The 23,216-nt window shown below is 63.3% G+C and carries 16 protein-coding genes and 2 pseudogenes; 15 read left to right on the forward strand and 3 right to left on the reverse strand.

Annotated features, from left to right (window positions below; all coding sequences use genetic code 11):
- Nucleotides 1–31: 31 nt before the first annotated feature.
- The 3 genes from NKH95_RS17945 to NKH95_RS17955 all read right to left on the reverse strand — a co-directional run bounded on the left by NKH95_RS17945 (nt 32) and on the right by NKH95_RS17955 (nt 3,343).
- Nucleotides 32–1,246 (reverse strand): MFS transporter, encoded by a 1,215-nt coding sequence (locus NKH95_RS17945; RefSeq protein ID WP_352486902.1) that lies wholly within the window; start codon nt 1,244–1,246, stop codon nt 32–34.
- Nucleotides 1,247–1,303: 57 nt separating this feature from the next.
- The gene (rpoN, locus tag NKH95_RS17950; RefSeq protein WP_352892228.1) at nt 1,304–2,740 is read right to left on the reverse strand and encodes an RNA polymerase factor sigma-54; all 1,437 of its coding nucleotides are present in this window, start codon (nt 2,738–2,740) and stop codon (nt 1,304–1,306) included.
- Between the two features lie 69 nt (nt 2,741–2,809).
- Nucleotides 2,810–3,343 carry a peroxiredoxin gene (locus NKH95_RS17955; protein ID WP_352892229.1) on the reverse strand — a complete coding sequence of 178 codons (534 nt, stop codon included), beginning with the start codon at nt 3,341–3,343 and terminating at the stop codon, nt 2,810–2,812.
- Nucleotides 3,344–4,966: 1,623 nt separating this feature from the next.
- On the opposite strand from NKH95_RS17955, the gene NKH95_RS17960 reads away from it, so the two are divergent.
- The 15 genes and pseudogenes from NKH95_RS17960 to nifE all read left to right on the forward strand — a co-directional run bounded on the left by NKH95_RS17960 (nt 4,967) and on the right by nifE (nt 23,214).
- Nucleotides 4,967–6,169 (forward strand): cytochrome P450, encoded by a 1,203-nt coding sequence (locus tag NKH95_RS17960; RefSeq protein ID WP_352892232.1) that lies wholly within the window; start codon nt 4,967–4,969, stop codon nt 6,167–6,169.
- A gap of 91 nt (nt 6,170–6,260) precedes the next feature.
- Nucleotides 6,261–7,550, forward strand: a complete 1,290-nt coding sequence (locus NKH95_RS17965; RefSeq protein ID WP_352554149.1) for a cytochrome P450 — start codon at nt 6,261–6,263, stop codon at nt 7,548–7,550.
- Nucleotide 7,551: 1 nt separating this feature from the next.
- A pseudogene (locus NKH95_RS17970) lies at nt 7,552–7,677 on the forward strand (ferredoxin); the annotation flags it as partial.
- 168 nt (nt 7,678–7,845) lie between these two features.
- Nucleotides 7,846–8,688 (forward strand): SDR family oxidoreductase, encoded by an 843-nt coding sequence (locus tag NKH95_RS17975; protein ID WP_352554150.1) that lies wholly within the window; start codon nt 7,846–7,848, stop codon nt 8,686–8,688.
- Entirely contained in the window at nt 8,688–10,031 is a 1,344-nt protein-coding gene (locus NKH95_RS17980) for a cytochrome P450 (RefSeq protein ID WP_352892234.1), read from the forward strand. The genes NKH95_RS17975 and NKH95_RS17980 overlap by 1 nt, the downstream gene beginning before the upstream one ends.
- Nucleotides 10,032–10,174: 143 nt before the next feature.
- A complete protein-coding gene (locus tag NKH95_RS17985) occupies nt 10,175–11,164 on the forward strand; it encodes a polyprenyl synthetase family protein (RefSeq protein WP_352892291.1) in 990 nt (329 codons plus the stop codon).
- A gap of 146 nt (nt 11,165–11,310) precedes the next feature.
- Nucleotides 11,311–12,861 carry a hypothetical protein gene (locus tag NKH95_RS17990; protein WP_352892236.1) on the forward strand — a complete coding sequence of 517 codons (1,551 nt, stop codon included), beginning with the start codon at nt 11,311–11,313 and terminating at the stop codon, nt 12,859–12,861.
- A complete protein-coding gene (locus tag NKH95_RS17995) occupies nt 12,858–13,760 on the forward strand; it encodes a terpene synthase family protein (protein ID WP_352892239.1) in 903 nt (300 codons plus the stop codon). Before NKH95_RS17990 ends, NKH95_RS17995 begins: the two co-directional genes overlap by 4 nt.
- Nucleotides 13,761–13,785: 25 nt before the next feature.
- Nucleotides 13,786–14,892: pseudogene (gene fni, locus NKH95_RS18000) on the forward strand (type 2 isopentenyl-diphosphate Delta-isomerase).
- A 583-nt stretch (nt 14,893–15,475) separates the two neighbouring features.
- Nucleotides 15,476–15,802 (forward strand): helix-turn-helix domain-containing protein, encoded by a 327-nt coding sequence (locus tag NKH95_RS18005; protein WP_352892242.1) that lies wholly within the window; start codon nt 15,476–15,478, stop codon nt 15,800–15,802.
- On the forward strand, nt 15,777–17,033 hold the full coding sequence (locus NKH95_RS18010) for a type II toxin-antitoxin system HipA family toxin (RefSeq protein ID WP_352892244.1): 1,257 nt from the start codon (nt 15,777–15,779) through the stop codon (nt 17,031–17,033). Before NKH95_RS18005 ends, NKH95_RS18010 begins: the two co-directional genes overlap by 26 nt.
- A 473-nt stretch (nt 17,034–17,506) precedes the next feature.
- Nucleotides 17,507–18,400, forward strand: a complete 894-nt coding sequence (gene nifH, locus NKH95_RS18015; RefSeq protein ID WP_023763052.1) for a nitrogenase iron protein — start codon at nt 17,507–17,509, stop codon at nt 18,398–18,400.
- Nucleotides 18,401–18,498: 98 nt separating this feature from the next.
- Complete coding sequence (gene nifD, locus NKH95_RS18020; protein WP_352892246.1) at nt 18,499–20,001, forward strand: nitrogenase molybdenum-iron protein alpha chain; 1,503 nt, start codon at nt 18,499–18,501, stop codon at nt 19,999–20,001.
- Nucleotides 20,002–20,125: 124 nt separating this feature from the next.
- A complete protein-coding gene (nifK, locus tag NKH95_RS18025) occupies nt 20,126–21,667 on the forward strand; it encodes a nitrogenase molybdenum-iron protein subunit beta (RefSeq protein ID WP_352892248.1) in 1,542 nt (513 codons plus the stop codon).
- A 56-nt stretch (nt 21,668–21,723) separates the two neighbouring features.
- Nucleotides 21,724–23,214 (forward strand): nitrogenase iron-molybdenum cofactor biosynthesis protein NifE, encoded by a 1,491-nt coding sequence (gene nifE / locus NKH95_RS18030; protein ID WP_352892250.1) that lies wholly within the window; start codon nt 21,724–21,726, stop codon nt 23,212–23,214.
- Nucleotides 23,215–23,216: the final 2 nt, after the last annotated feature.

A 23,216-nucleotide genomic window follows, 5' to 3' on the forward strand; every position in this document is an offset into this window, starting at 1 on the left:
TGCGCTGCTGAGGCCTCTTCTGTCAGGCGGTCTAGGTTTCGCGCTTCGGGCCGAGCACGAACACTATGAGGGCAGCGACGAACGTGGCAACAGCACTGTAGGCAATGGCGCTGGTAATCCCCGCATTCTCCACCAACAGTCCGCCGAAAATCGCGCCGGCGGCGATTGCCACTTGGAATACTGTGACCAGCAGCACACCGGCGCTTTGGGCCTGCTCGGGAACGGCCCTCCGTACCATCCACGTCTGCAATCCCACTGGCACCGCGCCGAAGGCAAACCCCCACGCGGCAACAGCAATCGCCGAGGCCAAGGCCGATGCTCCCGCCGTCAGCAGCGAAACAGCGGCTATCGCTATGAGCAGCGGTGCAAGGGCCGCGACTGCCTTGAGACTGTACTCGGCCAGAAGCCCGCCGGCCAGATTGCCGAAAAATCCGCCGATGCCAAAAGCAAGCAACACAAGCGAGATCGTTTCTGCATCCAGCGCGGGAATCTTCTCGAGGAAGGCGCGGATATAGGTGATTCCGGCGAAGTGGCCGGAAGCGACCAGCAGGACGACCAAAAGCGCAACCTTGACCATCGGAATCTTAGCCACATCCAGCAGGCTGCGGAAGCTAGCCACTCCAATCGGAGGCAGTCTCGGAATGGTTATGAGTTGCACCAGCAGTGTAGCCGCGCCGCCGGCTGCGGCGAGCATGAAGGCGCTTCGCCATCCCCAGATATCGCCGACATAGGCGCCGATTGGAGCTGCGCAGACGGTAGCTACGGAAACGCCGGTGAGGATGATCGACATGGCGCGCGGCAGGAGGTGGCTTGGAACGAGCCGCATCGCCAGTGCTGCCGACATCGACCAGAAGCCTCCGAGCGCTATGCCGAGCACGACGCGTGCAGTCAGGAGAACCGCCAGCGACCACGCGCCGGCCGCCAGAACGTCCGACAGGATCAGCAGCAGCGTCATGGTCCACATGACGGTCCTGCGGTCCAGGCGCTTTGTGATGATGGCCACCGTCGGCGCCGAGATCGCCCCGACGATAGCTGTCGCCGTCATCGCCTGTCCAGCCGCTCCCTCGCTGATACCGAGATCATGCGCGAGGGGCGTGAGCAGGCTGACAGGCAGAAACTCTGCCGTGACCAGCCCGAAGGTGCCCAAGGAAAGCGAAATGACCGCACCCCATGCGGGACCAGACGGTGGGACGGGCTTTTCTGGGTGCAGAACAGCGTCCATGACACCTGCTGCGGATTGGGTCATGAACGAAGTCTCCACTTTGATGCAATGCAACGTGATGTTGGCTGCCTTGACCCAAATCTAAAAACACAAGCGCATTTCCCGGCGGCGTTGCACGGAGGAGGGTATGTTCATTGCTTCGCGATATTTTGTGACGGTGCGGCGCGCAACATCGATGCCGGTTTCCTTCAGCCGGACAGCGATGTCCTCATCGGAAAGCACGTCGCCGGGAGATTCTGCGGCAATGATCGCTTTGATCCGATGCCGGACAGCTTCGGCGGAGTGCGCATCGCCGCCTTGGCAGGACGCGATCGCGACGGTGAAAAAATACTTCAGCTCAAAGACTCCACGCGGGGTAAGCATGTATTTGTTCGAGGTCACCCGGCTTACCGTTGACTCGTGCACGCCGATCGCATCAGCGACTGTTCTAAGATTGAGAGGCCGCAGGTGGGCGACGCCATGTTCCAAAAAGGCATCCTGCTGACGCACGATTTCAGCCGCAACCTTAACAATGGTCTTGGCGCGCTGATCGAGGCTGCGGATTAGCCAGTTCGCATTTTGCAAGCATTCGTCGAGAAATGCTTGGTCTTTCGAATTTTGGGCAGTTTGACGCGTGACTTCGGCATAGTAGGTTTGGTTGATCAGCAGCTTCGGCAGCGTGGCGGGATCAAGTTCGATCTGCCACCCGCCTTGCGGCGAGGGCGTGACCCAGACGTCGGGTATGATTGATTCAGACGCACCGGATTGGAATCTGTTCCCAGGCTTGGGATCGAGCGCCCGAATCTCATGCATCATGTCGAGAAGGTCTTCTTCATCGACGCCGCAATGCTGCTTCAGCGCCTCAAAATCGCGTCGCGCGAGCTTTTCAAGATCGGCAACCAAAGCTGCCATTGCTGGGTCGAGCCGGTTTCGCTGGCGCAACTGGATCTCGAGGCATTCTCTGAGATTTCGCGCAAAAACTCCCGGTGGATCAAATTGCTGCAACGTCCCGAGAACCCGTTCCACAACAGCCTCACGGACATTCAGGCTCTCGGCCAGCTCCAGAAGGTTTGCCCGAAGATAGCCAGTGTCTTCCAGATCGGCGGCAAGCTGGCCAGCGATCAGCCGCTCCTGTGGTGTGAACGCAGTGAGGGCGATCTGACGAGCGACATGGTCGTGCAATGTTTCGGCGAGGGTGGCAAACTCGTCGAGGGAAGGGCCATTGCCCGGCGGGTTGTTGGTCGTGTTGCGAAGGGATTTCCATTGCCCGAGCCGTTCAGGCGAACCTGCCCCGGTCGGTCCTTCAACGGCGTTTGCGAAAGGGCCGACAGGCTGATCCGCTCCCGAAATCGAAACGTCGTCAAAAGGCCCGCCATCGTTTGATGCAGATTCCAAGAGCGGGTTCTTCTCGATTTCCCGCTCCACGAACTGATGCAGTTCAGGATGCGCCAGTTGCAGCAAGCGAATCGACTCAATCAGTTGAGGCGATGCGACCATGGATTGCTTCTGGCGCTGAAGCAGGCTTGCTGAGGATTGCATGGTGAGCGGGATAATCCTGTCGAGGAGCCCCTTGGGGCCGGCAATGGCACCAATGGGACGTTTGCTAGGTCATGCGGCGGCTTTCAGCGTTTCGAGAACGTTTTGCGGGGATGAGACGCCATACGGGTCGGCCTCGCAGTTGTCGGAGAAACCTTCCTCCTCGAACCACTGCTCCACCACGCCATTGTTGATCAGGGCGGCGTAGCGCCAGGAGCGCATCCCGAAGCCGAGATTGTCCTTGGCGACCAGCATGCCCATTTTGCGTGTGAACTCGCCTGAGCCATCGGGGATGAGCTCGACCTGCTTCAGGCCCAAGGACTTCCCCCACGCATTCATGACGAAGGCATCGTTGACTGAGACGCAGTAAATCGCGTCAATTCCCTGCTTCGCAAACTCATCATAGAGCTCTTCGAACTTGGGCAATTGGTAGGTCGAGCAGGTCGGGGTGAAGGCGCCAGGCAGCGAGAACAGGATGACCCGCCTGCCGGAAAAGTAGTCGTCAGATGTCTTTTCTTCCCAGCGATATGGATTTGGCCCCTGGACTGACTTATCGTGAACACGCGTGAGAAAGGTGACGAAGGGAACTTTCTTTTGAACTGTCATTAATTTGCTCCTGCAAAAGTAGAAACTGGCGCGCTGAATTCTGGCAGAGGCTGGCGCAATACCGAGCTAAGGCTCGTATGCCGGGCATGGAATGAGGGCCTCGCGGCTCGCAACCTCCTTTATCCCTCCCGACGTATGGGAACGTCTTGGCGGTGTCTTGGCCACCCGAACGCAATCGATCTGAGCGAGATGGAGACGTCGAGCCGCTTGCTTTCCACGGCTATGGCGCCGCAAGCGGGATCGGTCACCCACGATCGTGCGTTTGGAAAAGGGATAGCGGCCGGAAGTAGCCAATATCGCGAGCATGTGGGGGCCTGAAATGTCACTTCACGCAGACTCGGGTCACTAGACTGGTTCAGCGTCTTGTCGATATGTGGCTGTGACCCGCCGGCCTTGGCTTGGGTGACCCTTTGACGGGGCCCTTGGGCACTCACATGCTGAACCGAACCGGTAAACGGCATTTGCGCGAGCGGCCCGTGTTGGCGTGCCGGCATCGGACCAGCCATGCGCGAAGCAGCCACCGAGAACGGCCTTCCGGAGGAGACGATGTCCCGATGTTCAGCGGGAACGGGCACCGTCTCCTCAGACCACTGTCTAGAGCTTCGCGCGTCGGGCATGGTGCAAGTCGCTTTCATCGTGATTTGATGGTGCTCTAACCAGGAGCAGCAAGCGGCGTGCCATTTCAAATAGAGGTGCTGTTGGACCGCCCCTTCTTCTCGGAGGCCGTGTCTTAGAAGATCGGGCGCGCGCTATGCCGCCTCGTCACATAGGCAACAACGGCGGATATTCGGCGCTTCAGCCCCGGCTGGGCAAAGAAGAACCGGAAGCCGAGCCGATGCACTACCTGAGGCTGGCGGGCACTCCAGTCGTAGCGTGTGCCGCTAGCGTTCATGGGTGCGCAGGCACGGCTATCGCGAACACGCGCCTGTCGCAGCAACATGAGCGCGCGCTCTTGGGCAAGCGCCTTGGCGCCGTGAGGATCGAATTCCCCAATCCTGTCTGTTTGCCGCCCTCTTATGTTCGAAACTGGACCAAAATGTCGCAGGCCCGACCTAAAGGTCGCCCGAGGCGTTCTGTCCGACACTGTTCCGTCGCCTTTGTTGGCCCGCGACACCGGCTTATTTCGCCTAGCTCTTCTCTGGCCTCAGGGTAGGCCGCTGAGAAGCTGCCACAATCTTTTTCTGCTGCGGCCAAATTGGCACGAGATTTGAAGCACCTTCGTTGCGGGCCGGGAGCCGCCGACCGACTTTCATTTCGTGGATGACACGAATGGAACGAAGAAAGAAAAGCAAAATGTCAAATCCGCGTCGGATAGCGTCTAAGGGCAGGGGGTCCTCGGCGAAACCGCCCTTACCCAACAGCTCGCCGCCCTTGTCGACCCTTGCGCAGGAAATCTTGGCCGGCGGCGAGTCAAAGGCCCACCACACCGACTTTATCCTGACCTCGAAGGTACAGGATAACGTCTGCATCTCGCCGCGCGTTTGCCTAGACAGTTAAGCGTTAGCCGATCCTAATAATCGGTCTGCCTCCGACGACGTCGTCCACATGCCGTCGTAGGTCTTCTCTACCGCAGCGCCCGCCGGTCACCTTCCGCCCTTCCATCGCTATAGAGTGAAGTGCCGCATGTCCGAACAACCTTTGCCCACGCTGCCGATGTGGCGCGTCGATCACATCGAGCCCTCGCCTGAGATGTTGGCGCTACGGGCCAACGGTCCGATCCACCGCGTGCGCTTTCCGTCCGGGCACGAAGGCTGGTGGGTGACAGGCTATGACGAGGCCAAGGCGGTGTTGTCCGACGCGGCGTTCCGGCCCGCGGGAATGCCGCCGGCGGCATTCACCCCGGATTCGGTGATTCTCGGTTCGCCAGGATGGCTGGTCTCGCACGAGGGGGGCGAGCATACGCGGCTACGCACGATCGTGGCGCCGGCCTTCAGCAACGGCAGGGTGAAGCTGCTCGCGCAGCAGGTCGAGGCGATCGCCGCGCAGTTGTTCGAGACGCTGGCGGCCCAGCCCCAGCCCGCCGATCTGCGGCGCCACCTCTCCTTTCCGCTTCCCGCCATGGTCATTGGCGCGCTGATGGGCGTGCTCTACGAGGATCACGCCTTTTTCGCCGGGCTGTCCGACGAGGTGATGACGCACCAGCATGAAAGCGGCCCGCGAAGCGCGTCGCGCTTGGCCTGGGAAGAACTCCGCGCCTACATTCGCGGCAAGATGCGGGACAAGCGCCAGGATCCGGGCGACAACGTGCTGACGGATCTGCTCGCGGCGGTCGACCAGGGCAAGGCGACCGAGGAAGAGGCGATCGGCCTGGCGGCGGGCATGCTGGTTGCGGGGCACGAGAGCACCGTCGCGCAGATCGAATTCGGCCTGCTGGCCATGTTCCGCCATCCGCAACAGCGCGAACGCCTGGTCGGCGATCCATCCCTGGTGGACAAGGCGGTTGAGGAAATCCTGCGCATGTACCCGCCGGGCGCCGGCTGGGACGGCATCATGCGCTATCCGAGGACCGACGTGACCATCGCGGGCGTGCATGTTCCCGCGGAGAGCAAGGTGCTGGTCGGCCTGCCGGCGACGTCGTTCGATCCGCGCCATTTCGACGACCCGGAAATCTTCGACATAGGACGTGACGAAAACCCGCACCTGGCGTTCTCCTACGGGCCGCACAACTGCGTCGGCTTGTCGCTGGCCAGGCTGGAACTCAAGGCGGTGTTCGGTTCGATCTTCCAGCGCTTTCCCGCGCTGCGCCTGGCCGTGGCGCCCGAAGAACTGAAGTTGCGCAAGGAGATCATCACTGGTGGGTTCGAGGAGTTCCCGGTGCTCTGGTGATGCTCGGATGCCACCAGGAATCGCGATGTTCTCGAATTGCCGGCGCGCCTGCCGCGCGCCGATCAGATCAGCCAGCCAACAGGTGACCAAGATGGACGTGCAAGAAACCACGGCAGCATGCCGGGACGCCTTCGCCGAACTGGCGTCGCCAGCGTGCATTCAGGACCCGTACCCATTCATGCGGTGGTTGCGCGAGCACGATCCGGTACATCGCGCGGCGTCGGGCCTCTTTCTGTTGAGCCGCCACGCCGACATCTACTGGGCGCTCAAGGCCACGGGCGATGCTTTTCGGGGGCCGGCGCCAGGAGAACTGGCGCGCTATTTCCCGCGTGCGGCGACCAGCCTGTCGCTAAGTCTGCTGGCGTCCACTTTAGCGATGAAGGAACCTCCAACGCATACGCGTCTGCGCCGGCTGATCTCGCGAGATTTCACCATCGGCCAGATCGACAAGCTGAGGCCGACCATCGCTCGCATCGTCGCGGCGCGCCTGGACGGCATGGCGCCCGCGCTGGAGCGCGGGGAGGCGGTGGACCTGCATCAGGAATTCGCGCTGGCCTTGCCCATGCTGGTTTTCGGCGAACTGTTCGGCATGCCCCCGGATGACATTCTCGGGCTCATCACCGGCATCAGCGCCATTCTGGAAGGCCTGAGCCCGCACGCCAGCGATCCCCAGCTCGCCGCGGGGGACGCGGCCAGCGCCAGGGTGCAGGCCTACTTCGGCGACCTCATACAGCGCAGGCGCACCGATTCCCGCCACGACATCGTGTCAATGCTGGTCGGCGCACACGACGACGATGCCGAGACGCTGTCGGATGCGGAATTGATCAGCATGCTTTGGGGCATGCTGCTGGGCGGCTTCGCCACCACTGCCGCGGCCATCGGCCATGCGGTCCTGGCGATGCTGGCGTATCCCGAACAGCGGCACTGGCTCAAGGGAGATGCCGTGGGGGTGAAGGCTTTCGTCGAAGAAGCCCTGCGCTATGACGCGCCCGCCATGTTCAGCTCCATTCCGCGTATCGCCCAGCGCGACATCGAACTGGGCGGCGTGGTGATCCCGAAGAACGCGGACGTGCGCGTGCTGATCGCGGCCGGCAATCGCGACCCGGACGCCTTCGCCGATCCCGATCGCTTCGATGCCGTGCGGTTCTACGGCACCAGTCCTGGCATGTCGATCGACGGGAAGATCATGCTGACCTTCGGCCACGGCATCCACTTCTGCCTTGGTGCGCAACTGGCCCGGGTGCAATTGGCCGAGAGCCTGCCGCGGATCCAGGCGCGCTTCCCCACGCTGGCATTGGCCGAGCAGCCGACCCGGGAGCCCTCCGCGTTCCTTAGGACGTTCCGCGCGCTGCCGGTACGGCTGCATGGGCAGGAGGGCTGAGATGCGCGTCCTGGTCGATCAGGATCTGTGCGGAACGACCGGGCAGTGCGTGCTGACGCTGCCGGGCACCTTTCGCCAGCGCGAACCGGACGGCGTGGCCGAAGTGTGCGTTGCGACGGTCCCGCAGGCGCTGCACGCCGCCGTGCGGCTTGCGGCGAACCAGTGCCCGGTCGCCGCCATTCGGGTCATCGAAAGCGACGCTGGCCATGACGAGTGCGCCAGCGCCGACCCGGCGCCTTCTCCGACGCAGGCCCAGCGGCATGCCGCGAAAGACCAATGCAATTCAGGAGACACGATGGGACGGTTTGAAGGCAAGGTGGCCGTGGTGACCGGCGCTGGCGCCGGCATCGGCAAGACATGCGCTCTCGCCATCGCGCGCGGAGGCGGCAGAGTGGTGGTGGCCGACATTGATGGCCCTGCGGCCATCGCCTGCACCGCGCAGATCGCGGCCGAAGCAGGCCACGCGCTGGCCATAGCCATGGATATCGCCGATGAGCAGGCGGTGGCAGCGCTGTTCGAGACGGCGGAGCGGCACTTCGGGGGGGTCGACCTGCTGGTGAACAATGCGAGCGCCATGCATCTGACCCCGCGCGACCGCGCCATCCTCGACCTGGACCTGGCAGTCTGGGACCAGACAATGGCGACCAATCTGCGCGGCACGCTGCTCTGCTGCCGGCAGGCCATCCCACGGATGATCGCCCGCGGCGGTGGCGCGATCGTCAACATGTCGTCGTGCCAAGGGCTCAGCGGTGACACGGCGCAGACGTCCTACGCCGCGTCGAAGGCGGCGATGAACATGCTCTCGGCTTCGCTCGCCACCCAGTACGGTCACTCTCAGATACGCTGCAACGCGGTTGCGCCGGGTCTTATCATGACCGAGCGTCTCCTCGCTAAGCTGGACGAGTGCATGCAACGGCATCTGCGCCGGCACCAGCTCCTGCAGCGCGTCGGCCGCCCCGAGGATGTGGCCGCGCTGGTGGCGTTCCTGCTCTCCGACGATGCTGCGTTCATCACCGGCCAGCTCGTGTGCATCGATGGCGGCATGCTGGCGCATGTGCCGACATATGCCGACGGTGGCAACAGCTGCGCCGCGCGCCCTGCAGGCGCCTCCGAATCGGCGGCGGCGGCGCGCTGCTGATGGACATGCTGCTCAATCCACTCAACCGTCGGCACCGGCTGCGATGCGACATCCCGGTCATGCCTGGCGCTTTCCCCCTGGTCGGGCATCTTCCCGCCATTGTCTGCGACCTGCCGCGCCTGCTGCGGCGCGCGCAACGCACGCTGGGCAGCCACTTCTGGCTGGATTTCGGCCCTGCCGGACATCTGATGACCTGTGTGGATCCGGACGCTTTCTCACTGCTCAAGCACAAGGACGTGTCCTCGGCGCTGATCGAAGAGATCGCGCCCGAATTGCTTGGCGGAACGTTGGTTGCCCTGGACGGCGGCGCGCACCGGCAGGCGCGCGATGCCATCAAGGCAGCGTTCTTGCCCAAGGGACTGACCCAGGCCGGGATCGGCGACCTGTTCGCGCCCGTCATCCAGGCGCGGGTGCAGGCGTGGCGCGCCCGCGGCGAGGTAACCATCCTGCGCGAAACCGGGGACCTGATGCTGAAGCTCATCTTCAGCCTCATGGGAATCCCCGCGCAGGATCTGCCGGGATGGCATCGCAAGTACCGGCAATTGCTGCAATTGATCGTAGCCCCCCCGGTCGACCTGCCCGGACTGCCCTTGCGGCGCGGCCGTGCCGCCCGCGACTGGATCGACGCGCAGTTGCGCCGGTTCGTCCGCGATGCGCGCGCGCATGCCGCGCGCACCGGGCTGATCAACGACATGGTGAGCGCCTTTGACCGCAGCGACGGTCCGCTCTCCGATGACGTCCTGATCGCGAATATTCGCTTGCTGCTGCTTGCCGGTCACGACACCACTGCCTCGACGATGGCCTGGATTGTGATCGAGCTGGCGCGGCAGCCTGTGCTGTGGGACGCCCTGGTCGAGGAGGCGCAACGCGTGGGCGCGGTGCCGACCCGGCACGCGGATCTGGCGCAGTGTCCGGTCGCCGAGGCGCTGTTTCGCGAGACACTGCGCCTGCATCCGGCGACCACGCTCCTGCCGCGTCGCGCGCTGCAGGAATTGCAACTCGGCCAACGGCGCATTCCCGCGGGCACCCATCTATGCATCCCGCTGCTGCATTTCTCGACCTCGGCGCTGCTGCACGAGGCGCCTGATCAGTTCCGCCTGGCGCGGTGGCTGCTACGCACAGAGCCGATCCGGCCCGTGGACATGCTGCAGTTCGGTACCGGCCCACACGTCTGCATCGGCTACCACCTGGTATGGCTGGAAATGGTGCAGTTCTGCATCGCCTTGGCGCTGACCATGCACAAGGCCGGGGTGCGGCCGCAGTTGCTGGGCGACGTCGAAAAAGGCCGGCGCTATTACCCGACCGCACATCCGTCCATGGCAATCCGCATAGGCTTCTCATGAGCTGGGCACGCCCTGTGTGGCAAGGCAGCGGCGCCGGCGGGGCGCGGCATTGCTGCACTCAGCGCACGCATTGGTGTGACGCCGGCAACACCGTGACGGCTTGCGCTCGCCGTGGCCGTCTCAGCTACAAGGACATCAACAACATGCAGACCGGTTCCACTCCACGCGACCGAATCGGCGTTTCCGCATCCGGCGGATTGGGCGCGCAGGCGCGCGCCGCCTCTGGCGGGCTGCTCCCCGAGATCTGGATGCAGGACGGCGCAAAGCGGGTCGAACAGGCTCTGGGGCGTCTGCTCTGCGCCAAAGACGACGGTAAGACAGAGCTGATGGCGGCCATGCGCTACGCCACCTTGCATGGCGGGAAGCGCACCCGCGCCTTGCTCTGTCTGGCTGCCGGCGCACTGGCGGGCACGCCGGCGCACATGCTCGACGACGTCGGCGCCGCCATCGAGATGATGCACGCCTGTACCCTGGTCCACGACGACCTGCCCGCGATGGATGACGACGTGCTTCGCCGCGGCCTTCCGACCGTGCACGTAAAGTTCGGCGAAGCCACTGCGATCCTGGTCGGTGATGCGCTGCAGGCCCACGCCTTCCTGACCCTGGCGAGCCTGGATGCGCCGGACGACATCCGTGTCGCGCTCGTGCGCGAACTGGCGCAGGCGGTGTCCGCCGAGGGTGCCGCAGGCGGGCAGGCCATGGATCTGTCGTTGGTCGGAAAGCACGCCGGGCTGGACAGGATCCTGGCGATGCACGGGATGAAAACCGGAGCGCTAGTGCGCGCGTCGGTTCGCATGGGCGCGCTATACTCCATCGCGGAGGATGCCGCGCACGCTGCGCTGTATGCAGCGCTCGATCGCTACACCGCCTGTTTCGGCCTGGCGTTGCAGGTGGCCGACGACATTCTCGACGCGACGGCGGATACCGCGACTCTTGGCAAGACCCCCGGTAAGGACGCGGCGGCGCAGAAGCCGACCTGCGCGTCGATCATGGGGCTGCAGGCTGCGCGCCAGTTCGCGCTGTACTTGTTGCACGACGCCGGGGAGGCCATCGCCCCTCTGGGGCCGCGTGCGGAAGGGTTGGCGCAGATGCTGCAGCGGGCCAAGGTCTATCTGTCCGCGCCACACGCATGAGCGCGCCCATCCGTAAGGACTCGCCCCTGTGCTGGTGCGATCGGCCGGCGGGCGCTGCATGCTGCACTGTGTCCGTGTCGGCGGCGACGTGCGCGGCGTCTGCACGTTTCTGTTCTCGTTAGCCCTCTGCAGAAGGAACATACCGCGTGAACGCGCTGTCCGAACAGATCCTTTCCGAATTGCGTCATCTGCTGAGCGAGATGAGCGACGGCGGTAGCGTCGGTCCGTCCGTATACGACACGGCGCGAGCTCTGCAGTTCCACGGCAACGTCACCGGTCGGCACGACGCATACGAGTGGCTCATCGCGCAGCAACAGGCCGATGGCGGATGGGGAAGTGCGGACTTCCCGCTGTTTCGCCATGCGCCTACCTGGGCGGCGTTGCTGGCATTGCAGCGTGCCGATCCTCTTCCCGGCGCTGCCGACGCAGCCCAGGCTGCAATCCGGTTCCTCGAGCGCCAGCCCGATCCCTACGCGAATGCGGTGCCGGAAGACGCGCCCATCGGCGCGGAGCTGATCCTGCCGCAGTTGTGCGACGAGGCCGCATCCTTGCTGGGCGGCTTGGCGTTTTCGCGCCACCCGGCGCTGTTGCCGTTGCGGCAAGCACGCCTGGTCAAGTTGGGGGCTGTGGCGACGTTGCCGAGCGGCCATCCGTTGCTGCACTCCTGGGAAGCCTGGGGGACGTCGCCGGCCACCGCATGCCCGGACGACGACGGCAGCATCGGCATCAGTCCAGCGGCCACCGCCGCGTGGCGTGCGCACGCCGTGACACAGGGAAGAACGCCGCACGTCGGGCGCACCGACGGGTATCTGCAGGCTGCATCGCGGGCAACGCGCACCGGCATTGAAGGTGTCGTTCCCAACGTCTGGCCGATCAATGTGTTCGAGCCATGCTGGTCGCTGTACACCCTGCATCTGGCCGGTCTGTTCCCGCATCCCGCGCTCGCCGAGGCGGTGCAAGTGATCATCGCGCAACTCGACGCCCGCCTCGGAGTCCGCGGTCTGGGCCCTGCCTTGCACTTCGCGGCCGATGCGGACGACACCGCCGTTGCGTTGTGCGTCCTTCGCCTTGCAGGCCGCGACCCGGCGGCCGACGCGTTGCGCCAGTTCGAAACCGGCGAGCTGTTCGTCACCTTCCCCGGCGAGCGCAATGCCTCGGTGTCGACCAACATCCATGCCCTGCATGCGTTGCGAATCTTGGGAAAACCCGCGGCCGGCACCAGCGCCTACGTCCAGGCCAATCGCAACGCCCACGGTGTATGGGACAACGAAAAATGGCACGTTTCGTGGCTTTATCCCACCGCGCATGCGGTCGCTGCGCTCGCGCAAGGCAACCCCCATTGGCGCGACGAGCGCGCGCTGACCGGGCTGCTGCGGGCGCAGCGCGACGACGGCGGCTGGGGCGCCGGTCGCGCGTCTACATTCGAGGAAACCGCCTATGCGCTGTTCGCGTTGCACGTGATGGACGGGAGCGAAGAGCCGGCAGGGCGCCGGCGCATCGCGCAGGCGGTGGGGCGTGCGCTGAAGTGGATGCTCGCCCGCCACGCAGCCCATGCATTGCCCCAGACGCCGCTGTGGATCGGCAAGGAACTGTATTGCCCCACCCGGGCGGTGCGCGTGGCCGAACTCGCCGGGTTGTGGCTGGCGCTTCGTTGGGGGCGGCGCGTCTCGGCCGAGGGAGCAGGAGGGGGGCCATGATCCCGACCGATCGCGCCCTGCAGCAGGTGCTGGAGTGGGGGCGTTCCCTGACCGGGTTCGCCGACGAGCATGGCGTGGAAGCAGTCCGGGGCGGCCAGTACATCCTGCAGCGCATCCATCCGAGCCTGCGCGACACCAGCGCCCGCACCGGCCGCGATCCGCTGGACGAAACGCTGATCGTGGCGTTCTATCGCGAACTGGCGCTGCTGTTCTGGCTCGACGATTGCAACGACCTTGACCTGATCGCGCCGGAGCAACTCGCCGCCGTGGAGCAGGCGCTGGGGCAAGGCGTGCGGTGTGTGCTCCCCGGATTCGAGGGCTGTGCTGTGCTGCGCGCTTCGCTCGCCGCGCTCGCCTACGATCGTCGCGACTATGCCCAGCTTCTCGAGGATACCCGGTGCTACTGCGCGGCGCTGCGCGCCGGACACGCGCAGGCGGCAGGGGAGGAGCGCTGGTCCTACGCCGAGTACATGCAGAACGGCGTGGATTCGATCGCCTACACGAACGTGTTCTGTTGCCTGTCGTTGCTGTGGGGGCTGGACATGGCGACCTTGCGCGCGCGTCCGGCGTTTCGCCAGGCCCTGCGGCTCATATCCGCAATAGGGCGTTTGCAGAACGATTTGCATGGACGCGAAAAGGATAGATCGGCCGGCGAGGCCAACAACGCGGCGATCCTGCTGCTGCAGCGCTATCCCGCCATGCCTGTGGTGGAGTTCCTCAAGGACGAGTTGGCCGGCCACACACGCATGCTGCACCGGGTGATGGCGGAAGAACGTTTTCCCGCGCCGTGGGGACCGTTGATCGAGGCCATGGCGGCAGTCCGCGCGCAGTACTACGAGACCTCGACCAGCCGCTACCGCAGCGACGCTGCGGGCGGAGGCCAGCGTGCGCCCGCCTGAACGCGCGAACGGCGGCGTGCGCGCGCTGCCGTCGGTCCGGCCCGACGCAACGCCGTCGCCCGATGACGCGGATGGAGCGAGCATCAGCGACACCAACTTGAGCCGGCGCAAGGACGACCACCTGGACATCGTGCTGGATCGGCGAACGGCGCGGGCCCAGGCCGCCGCCGGCTGAGAGTACATTCGTTTCGAACACTGCGCATTGCCCGAGTTGGACCTGACGCAGATCGACCTCAGCGCCTCGCTGCTGGGCAAGACCATGCGCGCGCCTCTGCTGATCAGCTCCATGACCGGCGGCATGCCACGCGCCGAGGCCATCAACCGGCATCTGAGCGAGGCAGCGCAAGCCTTGGGGATCGCCATGTGCGTCGGTTCGCAGCGCGTGAGCCTGCAATCCCGCAACTCCCAAGGGCTGACGCGCGCGCTGCGCCGCCTGACCCCAGACGTTCCCTTGCTGGCCAATATCGGCGCCGCGCAACTGCGCCAGCCCGACGGCCTGGACCTCGCGCGCCGGGCGGTGGATGCACTGGAGGCCGATGGACTCATCGTCCATCTCAATCCGCTGCAGGAAGCGGTACAGCCGGAGGGCGACCGTGACTGGCGCGGCGTCCTGGCGCAGATCGCTCGCGCCGCGCGCAGCGTCGGCGTGCCGATCGTGGCCAAGGAAGTGGGGTCGGGCCTGTCCGCCTCGGTGGCCCGTGCGCTCGTCGAGGCGGGCGTGGCGGTGATCGATGTCGCCGGCGCCGGCGGCACCAGCTGGGCCGCGGTGGAGGGCGAGCGCGCCCCCGATGCCGCCGACCGCGCAGTGGCAATGGCATTCGCGGATTGGGGGATTGCGACCCCGGCCAGCGTGCAGGCGGTACGTCGGGCGATGCCAGCGGTGAAGCTGATCGCGTCGGGCGGGATCAGCGACGGCGTCGACGTGGCCAAGGCCATCCGCCTGGGCGCGGACATCGCCGGGCAGGCAGCCGGCGTGCTGCGCGCGGCTACGCAATCCAGCGAGGCCGTTGTCGCGCATTTCGAGATCGTCATCCGCCAGTTGGCCGTCGCCTGCTTCTGCACCGGCTCGGCTGATCTGGCGGCGTTGCGTCAGGCCCGCTTGTTGCCCTCGGCGCATCTGCCCGCCGGTTGACGCCGGCGGCGCCCGTACGTGCGGCGGGCGCTAGTCTTACTGAGTGCGAAAGTCTCGGAAGCGGGGGGATTGCCTGGTCGCGGGGTTGTTCGGGTGCTGCTTCGTTATCGGGGAGGCACCTCGCCATGCCCGAACGCACAGCCGAGAGTAAAGCGGTATTCGACGGCTATGTCGATGCTTGATCAGGGTGACCGGTCACGCAGGGCGAGAAGCCCCTGAAAGGGTCGGAACACCAGGTGCGGCGGGAGACCGGCAGGAGCAGATGGTACAAAGCCATTGCCATCAAGGAGTGGCGATCACATTGACCCCCAGGCAGCGCGGCCGGCCGTATGAACGAGAAGAGACGAGCGATTTCAGCCGCCGGACCCCTTGATTTAACATTCCGAGATTTCGGAGCGCTGATCGGGCGTCAGCTTCGGACGGCGTCCACCGTCGGGGGCGCCAAAAGGCAGGATGATTGATCTTTTTACGTATCATTTGTCCGATGCATGATACGCGAACAGATCCTAACACGTTGACTCTATCGCTAGATAAGATACTCTGCCATATCATCTAGCATTGGAATGGATCGTTTACATATCATATGGATTCTCAATCGGAAGTTCTGCGCGAAATCGGTGGGCATTTCAGGCAGGCGAGGCTGGCCGCTGCGATGACGCAGGAGCAGGTCGCTGATTTGGCGGGTATATCCCGTCCCCGATATCGCGACATCGAAACGGGAGCCGCAGCCGCGCGTGCAACAACGCTCATGAATATCGCTCGCGCGCTCGGCCTGGAAATGATGCTGGTTCCGCAAGTCATGGTGCGAGCTGTCCAGGCTCTATTGCGTCCGCATGATGATGACGATCGACCCGCCTTTGTTTCTCAACCTGACGATGACGATCATGGCCCCAGTATTTCGCGCACCTAAGACGATCCCGTCGCTGGACGTGCTCTTGAACGCAGTGAAGATCGGCACGATCGTCAGGACGCCGGGCGATTTCAATGCATTCAACTTCGATGAGGCCTACCGCGCGACGGGCGGCTTTCCGGTTTTCAGCCTGTCGTTCCGGGCAGCGACGGGAGGATTGCGGAAAGATCCGAAGCCTCTGGCAAGCGCCTTGCCCGCTTTCTTCGCGAACCTCCTGCCCGAGGAGAAATTGCGCGAGGCGATGGAAAGGCACCACGAAGGCAATGTGCGGCCAGGCAATGATTTCGACCTTTTAGCGGCACTGGGCGCCGATCTGCCGGGAGCCGTACGGGCGTTGCGCAGTGACGGCGCGATAGCGGTTTCGCAGGACGCTTCAAAGGATCAGCCCAAGGCACGGTTCTCGCTTGCCGGCGTGCAGATGAAGCTGTCGGTCATGAAGAACATTGGAAAAGGCGGCGGCCTTACCTTGCCGATGGACGACGAGCAGGGCCGGTACATTGCCAAGTTCCCTTCGACGGTCTTTCCGGGCGTTTCCGAAAATGAATTCGCCAACCTCGCGCTGGCAGCAGCAATCGGCATGGACGTTCCTGAATGCGAACTGGTCGAGAAGTCCGATTTTGAGGGCGTCCCCGAAGAATTCAACACGCTGTCTGACGGCAAGGTCCTTCTCGTCAAACGCTTCGATCGCGGCGCCGGTGGCGAGAGGATACACGTCGAGGATTTCGCTCAGGTCTTCGGTGTCTACCCCTCGCGCAAATATGAGGGGGCTGCTTATCACGACATAGCCTTGGCTCTTGGCGTGGCCGTCTCGCCTACGGCGGCTCTCGAGTTCGTCCGCCGCCTGGCACTGACCGTCATCACCGGCAATGGCGACATGCACCTGAAGAACTGGTCTTTGATCTATCCCGGTAACGGCGACAAGCCGGCGCTTGCACCAATTTACGACGTCCTGTCCACCGTGCCATATATTCCCGCCGACGCCATGGCGCTGTCGCTTGGAGGAGAGCGCTCGTTTAAGGCGCTAGCAGCACCGCGATGGAAAGCATTTGCGAACCGTGCACGGCTCCCGGAGCCAGCAGTCCTGAAGGCAGTGGTCGAGACGGTCAAACTCGTCAACGAACACTGGTGGCATCTGCCTGAGCGTGATGTCGTCGCAGCGAAAGTGCTCGAGCGGATCGACGAACATGTGAAGGCGATGACGCCGATACTGAACTCCTGTGCCGACAAGTGAGCCGAGACCCCTCGAGTTGCTGATCTAACGGACTATCCGCCCTGGCACCGGATGAGTGGCCGCGGACGATGGTATGCCAGCGTCGCGCGCAGGATTCTACGCAGTCTCGACGAGGACACGCGAGACGAAGCACGTCAGCTCGCGGGCACAGAAAGTTTAGCAGCTTCCCGCAAGTAGGTTGAGATGCTGTTCGTCCACTTCAACATAACGATGCGGTTCAAAATGCGGTGACTGAGGATCGCGATCCGACGCTTTGTGTCGCCAATGTCGCGTCCGCTACACGGGCTGTTCCGACGATCCTTTCTTGGAACTCAAGCTAAACCCCTGAAAAACCACTATGAAATTATTCTTCGGTTGGATCAGCCAAATTGGCATGAGTCTTGAGATCCTTAGGTGCGAGGCGGCTAGAGCTGCCCGACCGGCATTCAAGTCGCGGCAGCCGCGATGAATGGGAACGAAGGAAGGAAAGCTACATGTCAGGTTTGCGTCAGATCGCCTTTTACGGCAAGGGCGGCATCGGCAAGTCCACCACCTCCCAAAATACGCTCGCCGCCCTGGTCGACCTCGGGCAGAGAATCCTGATAGTCGGCTGCGACCCCAAAGCCGACTCCACCCGCCTGATCCTGAACGCGAAGGCGCAGGATACGGTCCTGCATCTCGCGGCAGAGGAAGGTTCGGTGGAAGACCTGGAACTCGCGGACGTGCTCAAGGTCGGCTACAAAGGCATCAAATGCGTGGAGTCCGGCGGCCCTGAGCCAGGTGTCGGCTGCGCCGGCCGCGGCGTGATCACCTCGATCAACTTCCTCGAGGAGAACGGCGCCTACGACGATGTCGACTATGTCTCCTACGACGTGCTCGGGGATGTGGTGTGTGGCGGTTTCGCGATGCCGATCCGCGAAAACAAGGCCCAGGAAATCTATATCGTCATGTCCGGCGAGATGATGGCGCTCTATGCCGCCAACAACATCGCCAAGGGCATCCTGAAATACGCCCATTCGGGCGGCGTGCGGCTCGGCGGCCTGATCTGCAACGAGCGCCAAACCGATCGCGAGCTCGACCTCGCCGAAGCGCTGGCTTCCAGGCTCAATTCCAAGCTTATCCACTTCGTGCCGCGCGACAACATCGTCCAGCACGCCGAGCTCAGGAAGATGTCTGTCATTCAGTATGCGCCGGACTCCAAGCAGGCCGGGGAATACAGGGCGCTGGCCGAGAAGATTCACGGGAATTCGGGCCAGGGCACCATCCCGACCCCGATCACCATGGAGGAGCTCGAGGACATGCTGCTCGACTTCGGCATCATGAAGACCGACGAGCAGATGCTTGCCGAGCTTCAGGTCAAGGAAGCGGCCAAGACTGCCGCACAGTAGCGACTGCTGCCGACATGAGGCGCCGCCTGACCTGGTGCGCCTTTCAAAGAACGGCGCCTCGTCGGTGAGGCGTCACCCTGAACCTTGAAAGGGGTCCCATGAGCCTGGAATACGAGAATGACGGTGGCCTCCATGCGAGGCTTATCGAGGAAGTGCTGTCGCAATATCCTGACAAGTCGGCGAAGCGCCGCAAAAAGCACCTCAGCGTCGCAAGGAGCGGCGACGAGGCTGGCGAGGAAAGCGAGGTCCTTTCCGAATGCGAGGTCAAATCGAACATCAAGTCCATCCCCGGCGTGATGACGATTCGCGGCTGCGCCTATGCCGGCTCGAAAGGCGTGGTGTGGGGTCCAGTCAAGGATATGGTCCATATCTCCCACGGCCCGGTCGGCTGCGGACAATATTCCTGGTCGCAACGCCGAAACTACTACGTCGGCACGACCGGCATCGACACGTTCGTCACGATGCAGTTCACCTCCGATTTCCAAGAGAAGGACATTGTTTTCGGCGGCGACAAGAAGCTGGAACGGATCATCGACGAGATCGAGGAACTGTTTCCGCTGAACAAGGGCATGACTGTGCAATCCGAATGCCCGATCGGGCTGATTGGCGATGACACCGAAGCTGTGTCCCGCAACAAGGCCAAGGAGCACGAAAAGACAATCGTGCCGGTGCGCTGCGAGGGCTTCCGCGGCGTCTCGCAATCCCTCGGCCACCACATCGCCAACGACGCGATCCGCGACTGGGTGTTTGAGAAGAAGGATCTCGAGTTCGAGGCCGGCCCGTACGATGTCAATGTGGTCGGCGACTATAATATCGGCGGCGACGCCTGGGCTTCGCGCATCCTGCTTGAGGAGATGGGCCTGCGCGTGGTCGGCAACTGGTCGGGCGACGCTACGCTGGCCGAAATAGAGCGGGCGCCAAAGGCGAAGCTAAATCTCATCCATTGCTACAGGTCGATGAACTACATCTGCCGGCACATGGAGGAAAAGTATGGCATCGCCTGGATGGAGTACAACTTCTTCGGCCCCTCCCAGACCGAAGCCTCTCTGCGCAAGATAGCCAAGCACTTCGGGCCGGAAATTGAGGCCAAGGCCGAGGCGGTCATCGCCAAATACCGGCCGCTGGTCGAAGCGGTCATAGCCAAGTACCGGCCGCGCCTCGAAGGCAGGACGGTGATGCTCTATGTCGGCGGGCTGCGCCCCCGTCACGTCGTCACGGCATATGAGGACCTGGGCATGGTGATCGTCGGCACTGGCTACGAATTTGGCCATAACGACGACTATCAGCGCACCGGCCACTACGTGAAGAAGGGCACCCTGATCTATGACGACGTGACTGGTTACGAGCTGGAGAAGTTCATCGAGGGGATCCGTCCTGATCTCGTGGGCTCCGGCATCAAAGAAAAATACCCGGTCCAGAAGATGGGCATACCGTTCCGTCAAATGCATTCCTGGGATTATTCCGGCCCGTATCATGGCTACGACGGGTTCGCCATCTTCGCCCGCGACATGGACCTGGCCATCAACAACCCGGTCTGGAACCTCTACGACGCCCCCTGGAAGAAAAAAGCCGAGCCGTCGGCGGCGATCGCAGCCGAATGAAACCCTGGCCTCCCGGAAACCGGGAGGCCGTGAACGCCTGTGGCCGCTTGTCGGCGGGCGACCTGAAACTTTCGACGTCCCTGTGCCGCCCTATGGCGGGCCAGATGCAAAGAGGTAACCGCCCATGCCGCAGTCGGCTGAAAAAGTTCTCGACCACGCGCCCCTGTTCCGCGAGCCGGAATACAGGCAGATGCTCGCCGAGAAGAGGCTGAATTTCGAATGTCCTCACCCGGACCAGATCGTTACCGACCAAGGCGAATTCACCAAGACGTGGGAATACCGCGAAAAGAACCTTGCTCGCGAAGCGCTTGTCGTGAACCCCGCCAAGGCCTGCCAGCCGCTCGGCGCGGTGTTCGCGGCCGCAGGCTTCGAGCGAACCATGTCCTTCGTCCACGGCAGCCAGGGCTGCGTGGCCTATTACCGCTCGCACCTGTCGCGCCATTTCAAGGAGCCTGCTTCGGCGGTTTCCTCCTCGATGACCGAGGACGCGGCAGTGTTCGGCGGCCTGAAGAACATGGTAGACGGGCTCGCCAACACGTACCAACTTTACGACCCAAAGATGATCGCCGTCTCGACCACTTGTATGGCGGAGGTCATTGGCGACGACCTGCACAGCTTCATCGAGAACGCCAAGGACGAAGGCTCGGTCCCGCGCGACTTCGACGTGCCCTTCGCCCACACGCCGGCCTTTGTCGGCAGCCATGTCGACGGCTATGACGTTGCGGTCAAGGGCATTTTGGAGCATTTCTGGAAGGGCGAGGAGCGAACGGAAGCCGAGGGAACCATCAACATCATTCCGGGCTTCGACGGGTTCTGTGTCGGCAACAACCGGGAACTCAAGCGCCTGCTCGATCTGATAGGCGTGTCCTATACTTTCATCCAAGACGCCTCTGACCAGTTCGACACGCCGTCCGACGGCGAATACCGCATGTATGACGGCGGCACGAAGATCGAAGACGTGAGGAAGGCACTCAACGCCGAGGCGACACTTTCGCTTCAGCATTACAACACCCGAAAAACACTGGAGTATTGCGAGGGGGTAGGGCAGGCGACTGCCTCGTTTCATTACCCGCTCGGCGTCCAGGCGACCGACGACTTCCTGATGGAGGTCTCCGCGATTTCCGGCAAGCAAATCCCCGAGGCAATCCGCCTGGAGCGCGGCCGACTTGTCGATGCCATGGCGGACAGTCAATCCTGGCTGCACGGTAAGAAATACGCCATCTACGGCGATCCGGACTTTGTCTATGCCATGGCCCGCTTCATCATGGAGACGGGGGGCGAGCCGACCCATTGCCTCGCCACCAACGGCACCTCGGCATGGGAAGCGGAGTTGAAGGAACTGCTTGCATCATCGCCCTTCGGCAAGGGTGCTCAAGTCTGGGCGGGCAAGGACCTCTGGGCGATGCGCTCGCTGCTCTTCACCGAGCCGGTGGACCTGCTGATTGGCAACTCCTATGGCAAATATCTGGAGCGCGACACCGGCACGCCGCTGATCCGGCTGACGTTTCCGATCTTCGACCGCCACCATCACCATCGGTTTGCGCTTATGGGCTACCAAGGCGGGTTGCGCGTCCTGACGACGATCCTCGACAAGATCTTCGACAAGCTCGATCGCGAGACAAGCGAGACGGGCGTGACGGACTATTCGTATGACCTCACCCGCTAAGCGTGACGGTCGGCTTTGGCCGGTCGTCTTCCCGAGGGACTTTGGAGACCGACGCAATGTCCTTGCTCAGAGCCAAAATCCAGGATCTCTTCAATGAGCCTGCCTGCGAGAAGAACCGCGGCAAGAATGCCAAGGCGCGCAAAAAGGGCTGTTCGAAGCCACCGACCCCCGGGGCGGCGGCCGGCGGCTGTGCCTTCGATGGCGCCAAGATCGTGCTGCAGCCGATCACTGACGTTGCGCATTTGATCCATGCGCCGCTCGCCTGCGAGGGCAATTCCTGGGACAACCGCGGTGCGGCTTCGTCCGGGCCAACACTGTGGCGCACAAGCTTCACGACCGACCTCACCGAACTCGACGTGGTGATGGGGCAGGGCGAGCGGAAGCTCTTCAAAGCGATCCGCGAGATCAAGGAAGCGTATGGGCCGCCGGCGATCTTCGTTTATCCGACCTGCGTGACGGCGCTGATCGGCGACGACATCGAGGCCGTCTGCAAGCGCGCGGCGGAAAAGTTCGGCTTGGCCGTGGTACCGGTCAATGCGCCGGGCTTCGTCGGCTCCAAGAATCTCGGCAACAAGCTTGCCGGCGAGGCGTTGCTCGAGCATGTCATCGGCACGGTCGAGCCCGACGATGCCGGCCCTTACGACATCAACATTCTTGGCGAATTCAACCTCTCGGGCGAATTCTGGCTGGTGAAGCCGCTGCTGGATCGGCTCGGGATCCGGGTGCGCGCCTGCATTCCAGGTGACGCACGTTACTTGGACATTGCCGGCGCGCACCGCGCCCGGGCGGCCATGGTGGTGTGCTCGACCGCGCTCATCAATCTCGCCCGCAAGATGGAGAAGCGCTGGGGCATCTCGTTTTTCGAGGGCTCCTTCTACGGCATCACCGACACCTCGGAAGCGCTCCGACAGATCTCTCAGCTGCTGGTGAAGAAGGGTGCCGATCCGGAGATCCTCGGCCGCACCGAGGCGTTGATTGCAGAGGAGGAGGCGATCGCTTGGAAGAAGCTCGCCGCCTACCGGCCGAGGCTCGAAGGCAAGCGCGTGCTGCTAAACACCGGCGGTGTGAAGTCCTGGTCGGTCGTCCATGCGCTGATGGAGATCGGCATCGAGATCGTCGGCACCTCTGTCAAGAAGTCGACCGTCGAAGACAAGGAACGCATCAAGCAGATCCTCAAGGACGACAACCACATGTTCGAGCAGATGTCGGCGCGCGAGCTTTACGCCATGCTCTCGGAACACAAGGCCGATATCATGCTGTCGGGCGGGCGCACGCAGTTCATCGCCCTGAAGGCCAAGACACCGTGGCTCGATATCAACCAGGAGCGCCAACATCCTTACTCCGGCTATCACGGCATGGTGGAACTCGTACGCCAGATCGACCTCGCTATTCATAACCCGATCTGGCGCCAGGTGCGGGAACCGGCACCATGGGATTGCCAGCCTGCGGTGAGGCAGGAACTGCCGCGCACGAAAAGCGAGACCGCGACCTTGCATGTTGTCCAGGAATTCGCAGGCACGACGGCCGGCAATTTCGGCGAGTGTTGAGG

Source organism: Mesorhizobium sp. M0848, from assembly GCF_040319805.1.
Taxonomy (GTDB): Bacteria; Pseudomonadota; Alphaproteobacteria; order Rhizobiales; family Rhizobiaceae; genus Mesorhizobium.

Excerpts from the sequence above, each read along its gene's own strand:
- nifD (WP_352892246.1), top strand. The coding sequence starts at position 18,499 with ATGAGCCTGGAATACGAGAATGACGGTGGCCTCCATGCGAGGCTTATC.
- NKH95_RS17945 (WP_352486902.1), bottom strand. The coding sequence starts at position 1,246 with ATGACCCAATCCGCAGCAGGTGTCATGGACGCTGTTCTGCACCCAGAA.
- NKH95_RS17975 (WP_352554150.1), top strand. The coding sequence starts at position 7,846 with ATGGGACGGTTTGAAGGCAAGGTGGCCGTGGTGACCGGCGCTGGCGCC.
- nifH (WP_023763052.1), top strand. The coding sequence starts at position 17,507 with ATGTCAGGTTTGCGTCAGATCGCCTTTTACGGCAAGGGCGGCATCGGC.
- NKH95_RS17985 (WP_352892291.1), top strand. The coding sequence starts at position 10,175 with ATGCAGACCGGTTCCACTCCACGCGACCGAATCGGCGTTTCCGCATCC.
- NKH95_RS17995 (WP_352892239.1), top strand. The coding sequence starts at position 12,858 with ATGATCCCGACCGATCGCGCCCTGCAGCAGGTGCTGGAGTGGGGGCGT.
- NKH95_RS17960 (WP_352892232.1), top strand. The coding sequence starts at position 4,967 with ATGTCCGAACAACCTTTGCCCACGCTGCCGATGTGGCGCGTCGATCAC.
- NKH95_RS17955 (WP_352892229.1), bottom strand. The coding sequence starts at position 3,343 with ATGACAGTTCAAAAGAAAGTTCCCTTCGTCACCTTTCTCACGCGTGTT.
- NKH95_RS17980 (WP_352892234.1), top strand. The coding sequence starts at position 8,688 with ATGGACATGCTGCTCAATCCACTCAACCGTCGGCACCGGCTGCGATGC.
- NKH95_RS17965 (WP_352554149.1), top strand. The coding sequence starts at position 6,261 with ATGGACGTGCAAGAAACCACGGCAGCATGCCGGGACGCCTTCGCCGAA.
- rpoN (WP_352892228.1), bottom strand. The coding sequence starts at position 2,740 with ATGCAATCCTCAGCAAGCCTGCTTCAGCGCCAGAAGCAATCCATGGTC.
- nifE (WP_352892250.1), top strand. The coding sequence starts at position 21,724 with ATGTCCTTGCTCAGAGCCAAAATCCAGGATCTCTTCAATGAGCCTGCC.
- nifK (WP_352892248.1), top strand. The coding sequence starts at position 20,126 with ATGCCGCAGTCGGCTGAAAAAGTTCTCGACCACGCGCCCCTGTTCCGC.
- NKH95_RS18010 (WP_352892244.1), top strand. The coding sequence starts at position 15,777 with ATGGCCCCAGTATTTCGCGCACCTAAGACGATCCCGTCGCTGGACGTG.
- NKH95_RS18005 (WP_352892242.1), top strand. The coding sequence starts at position 15,476 with ATGGATTCTCAATCGGAAGTTCTGCGCGAAATCGGTGGGCATTTCAGG.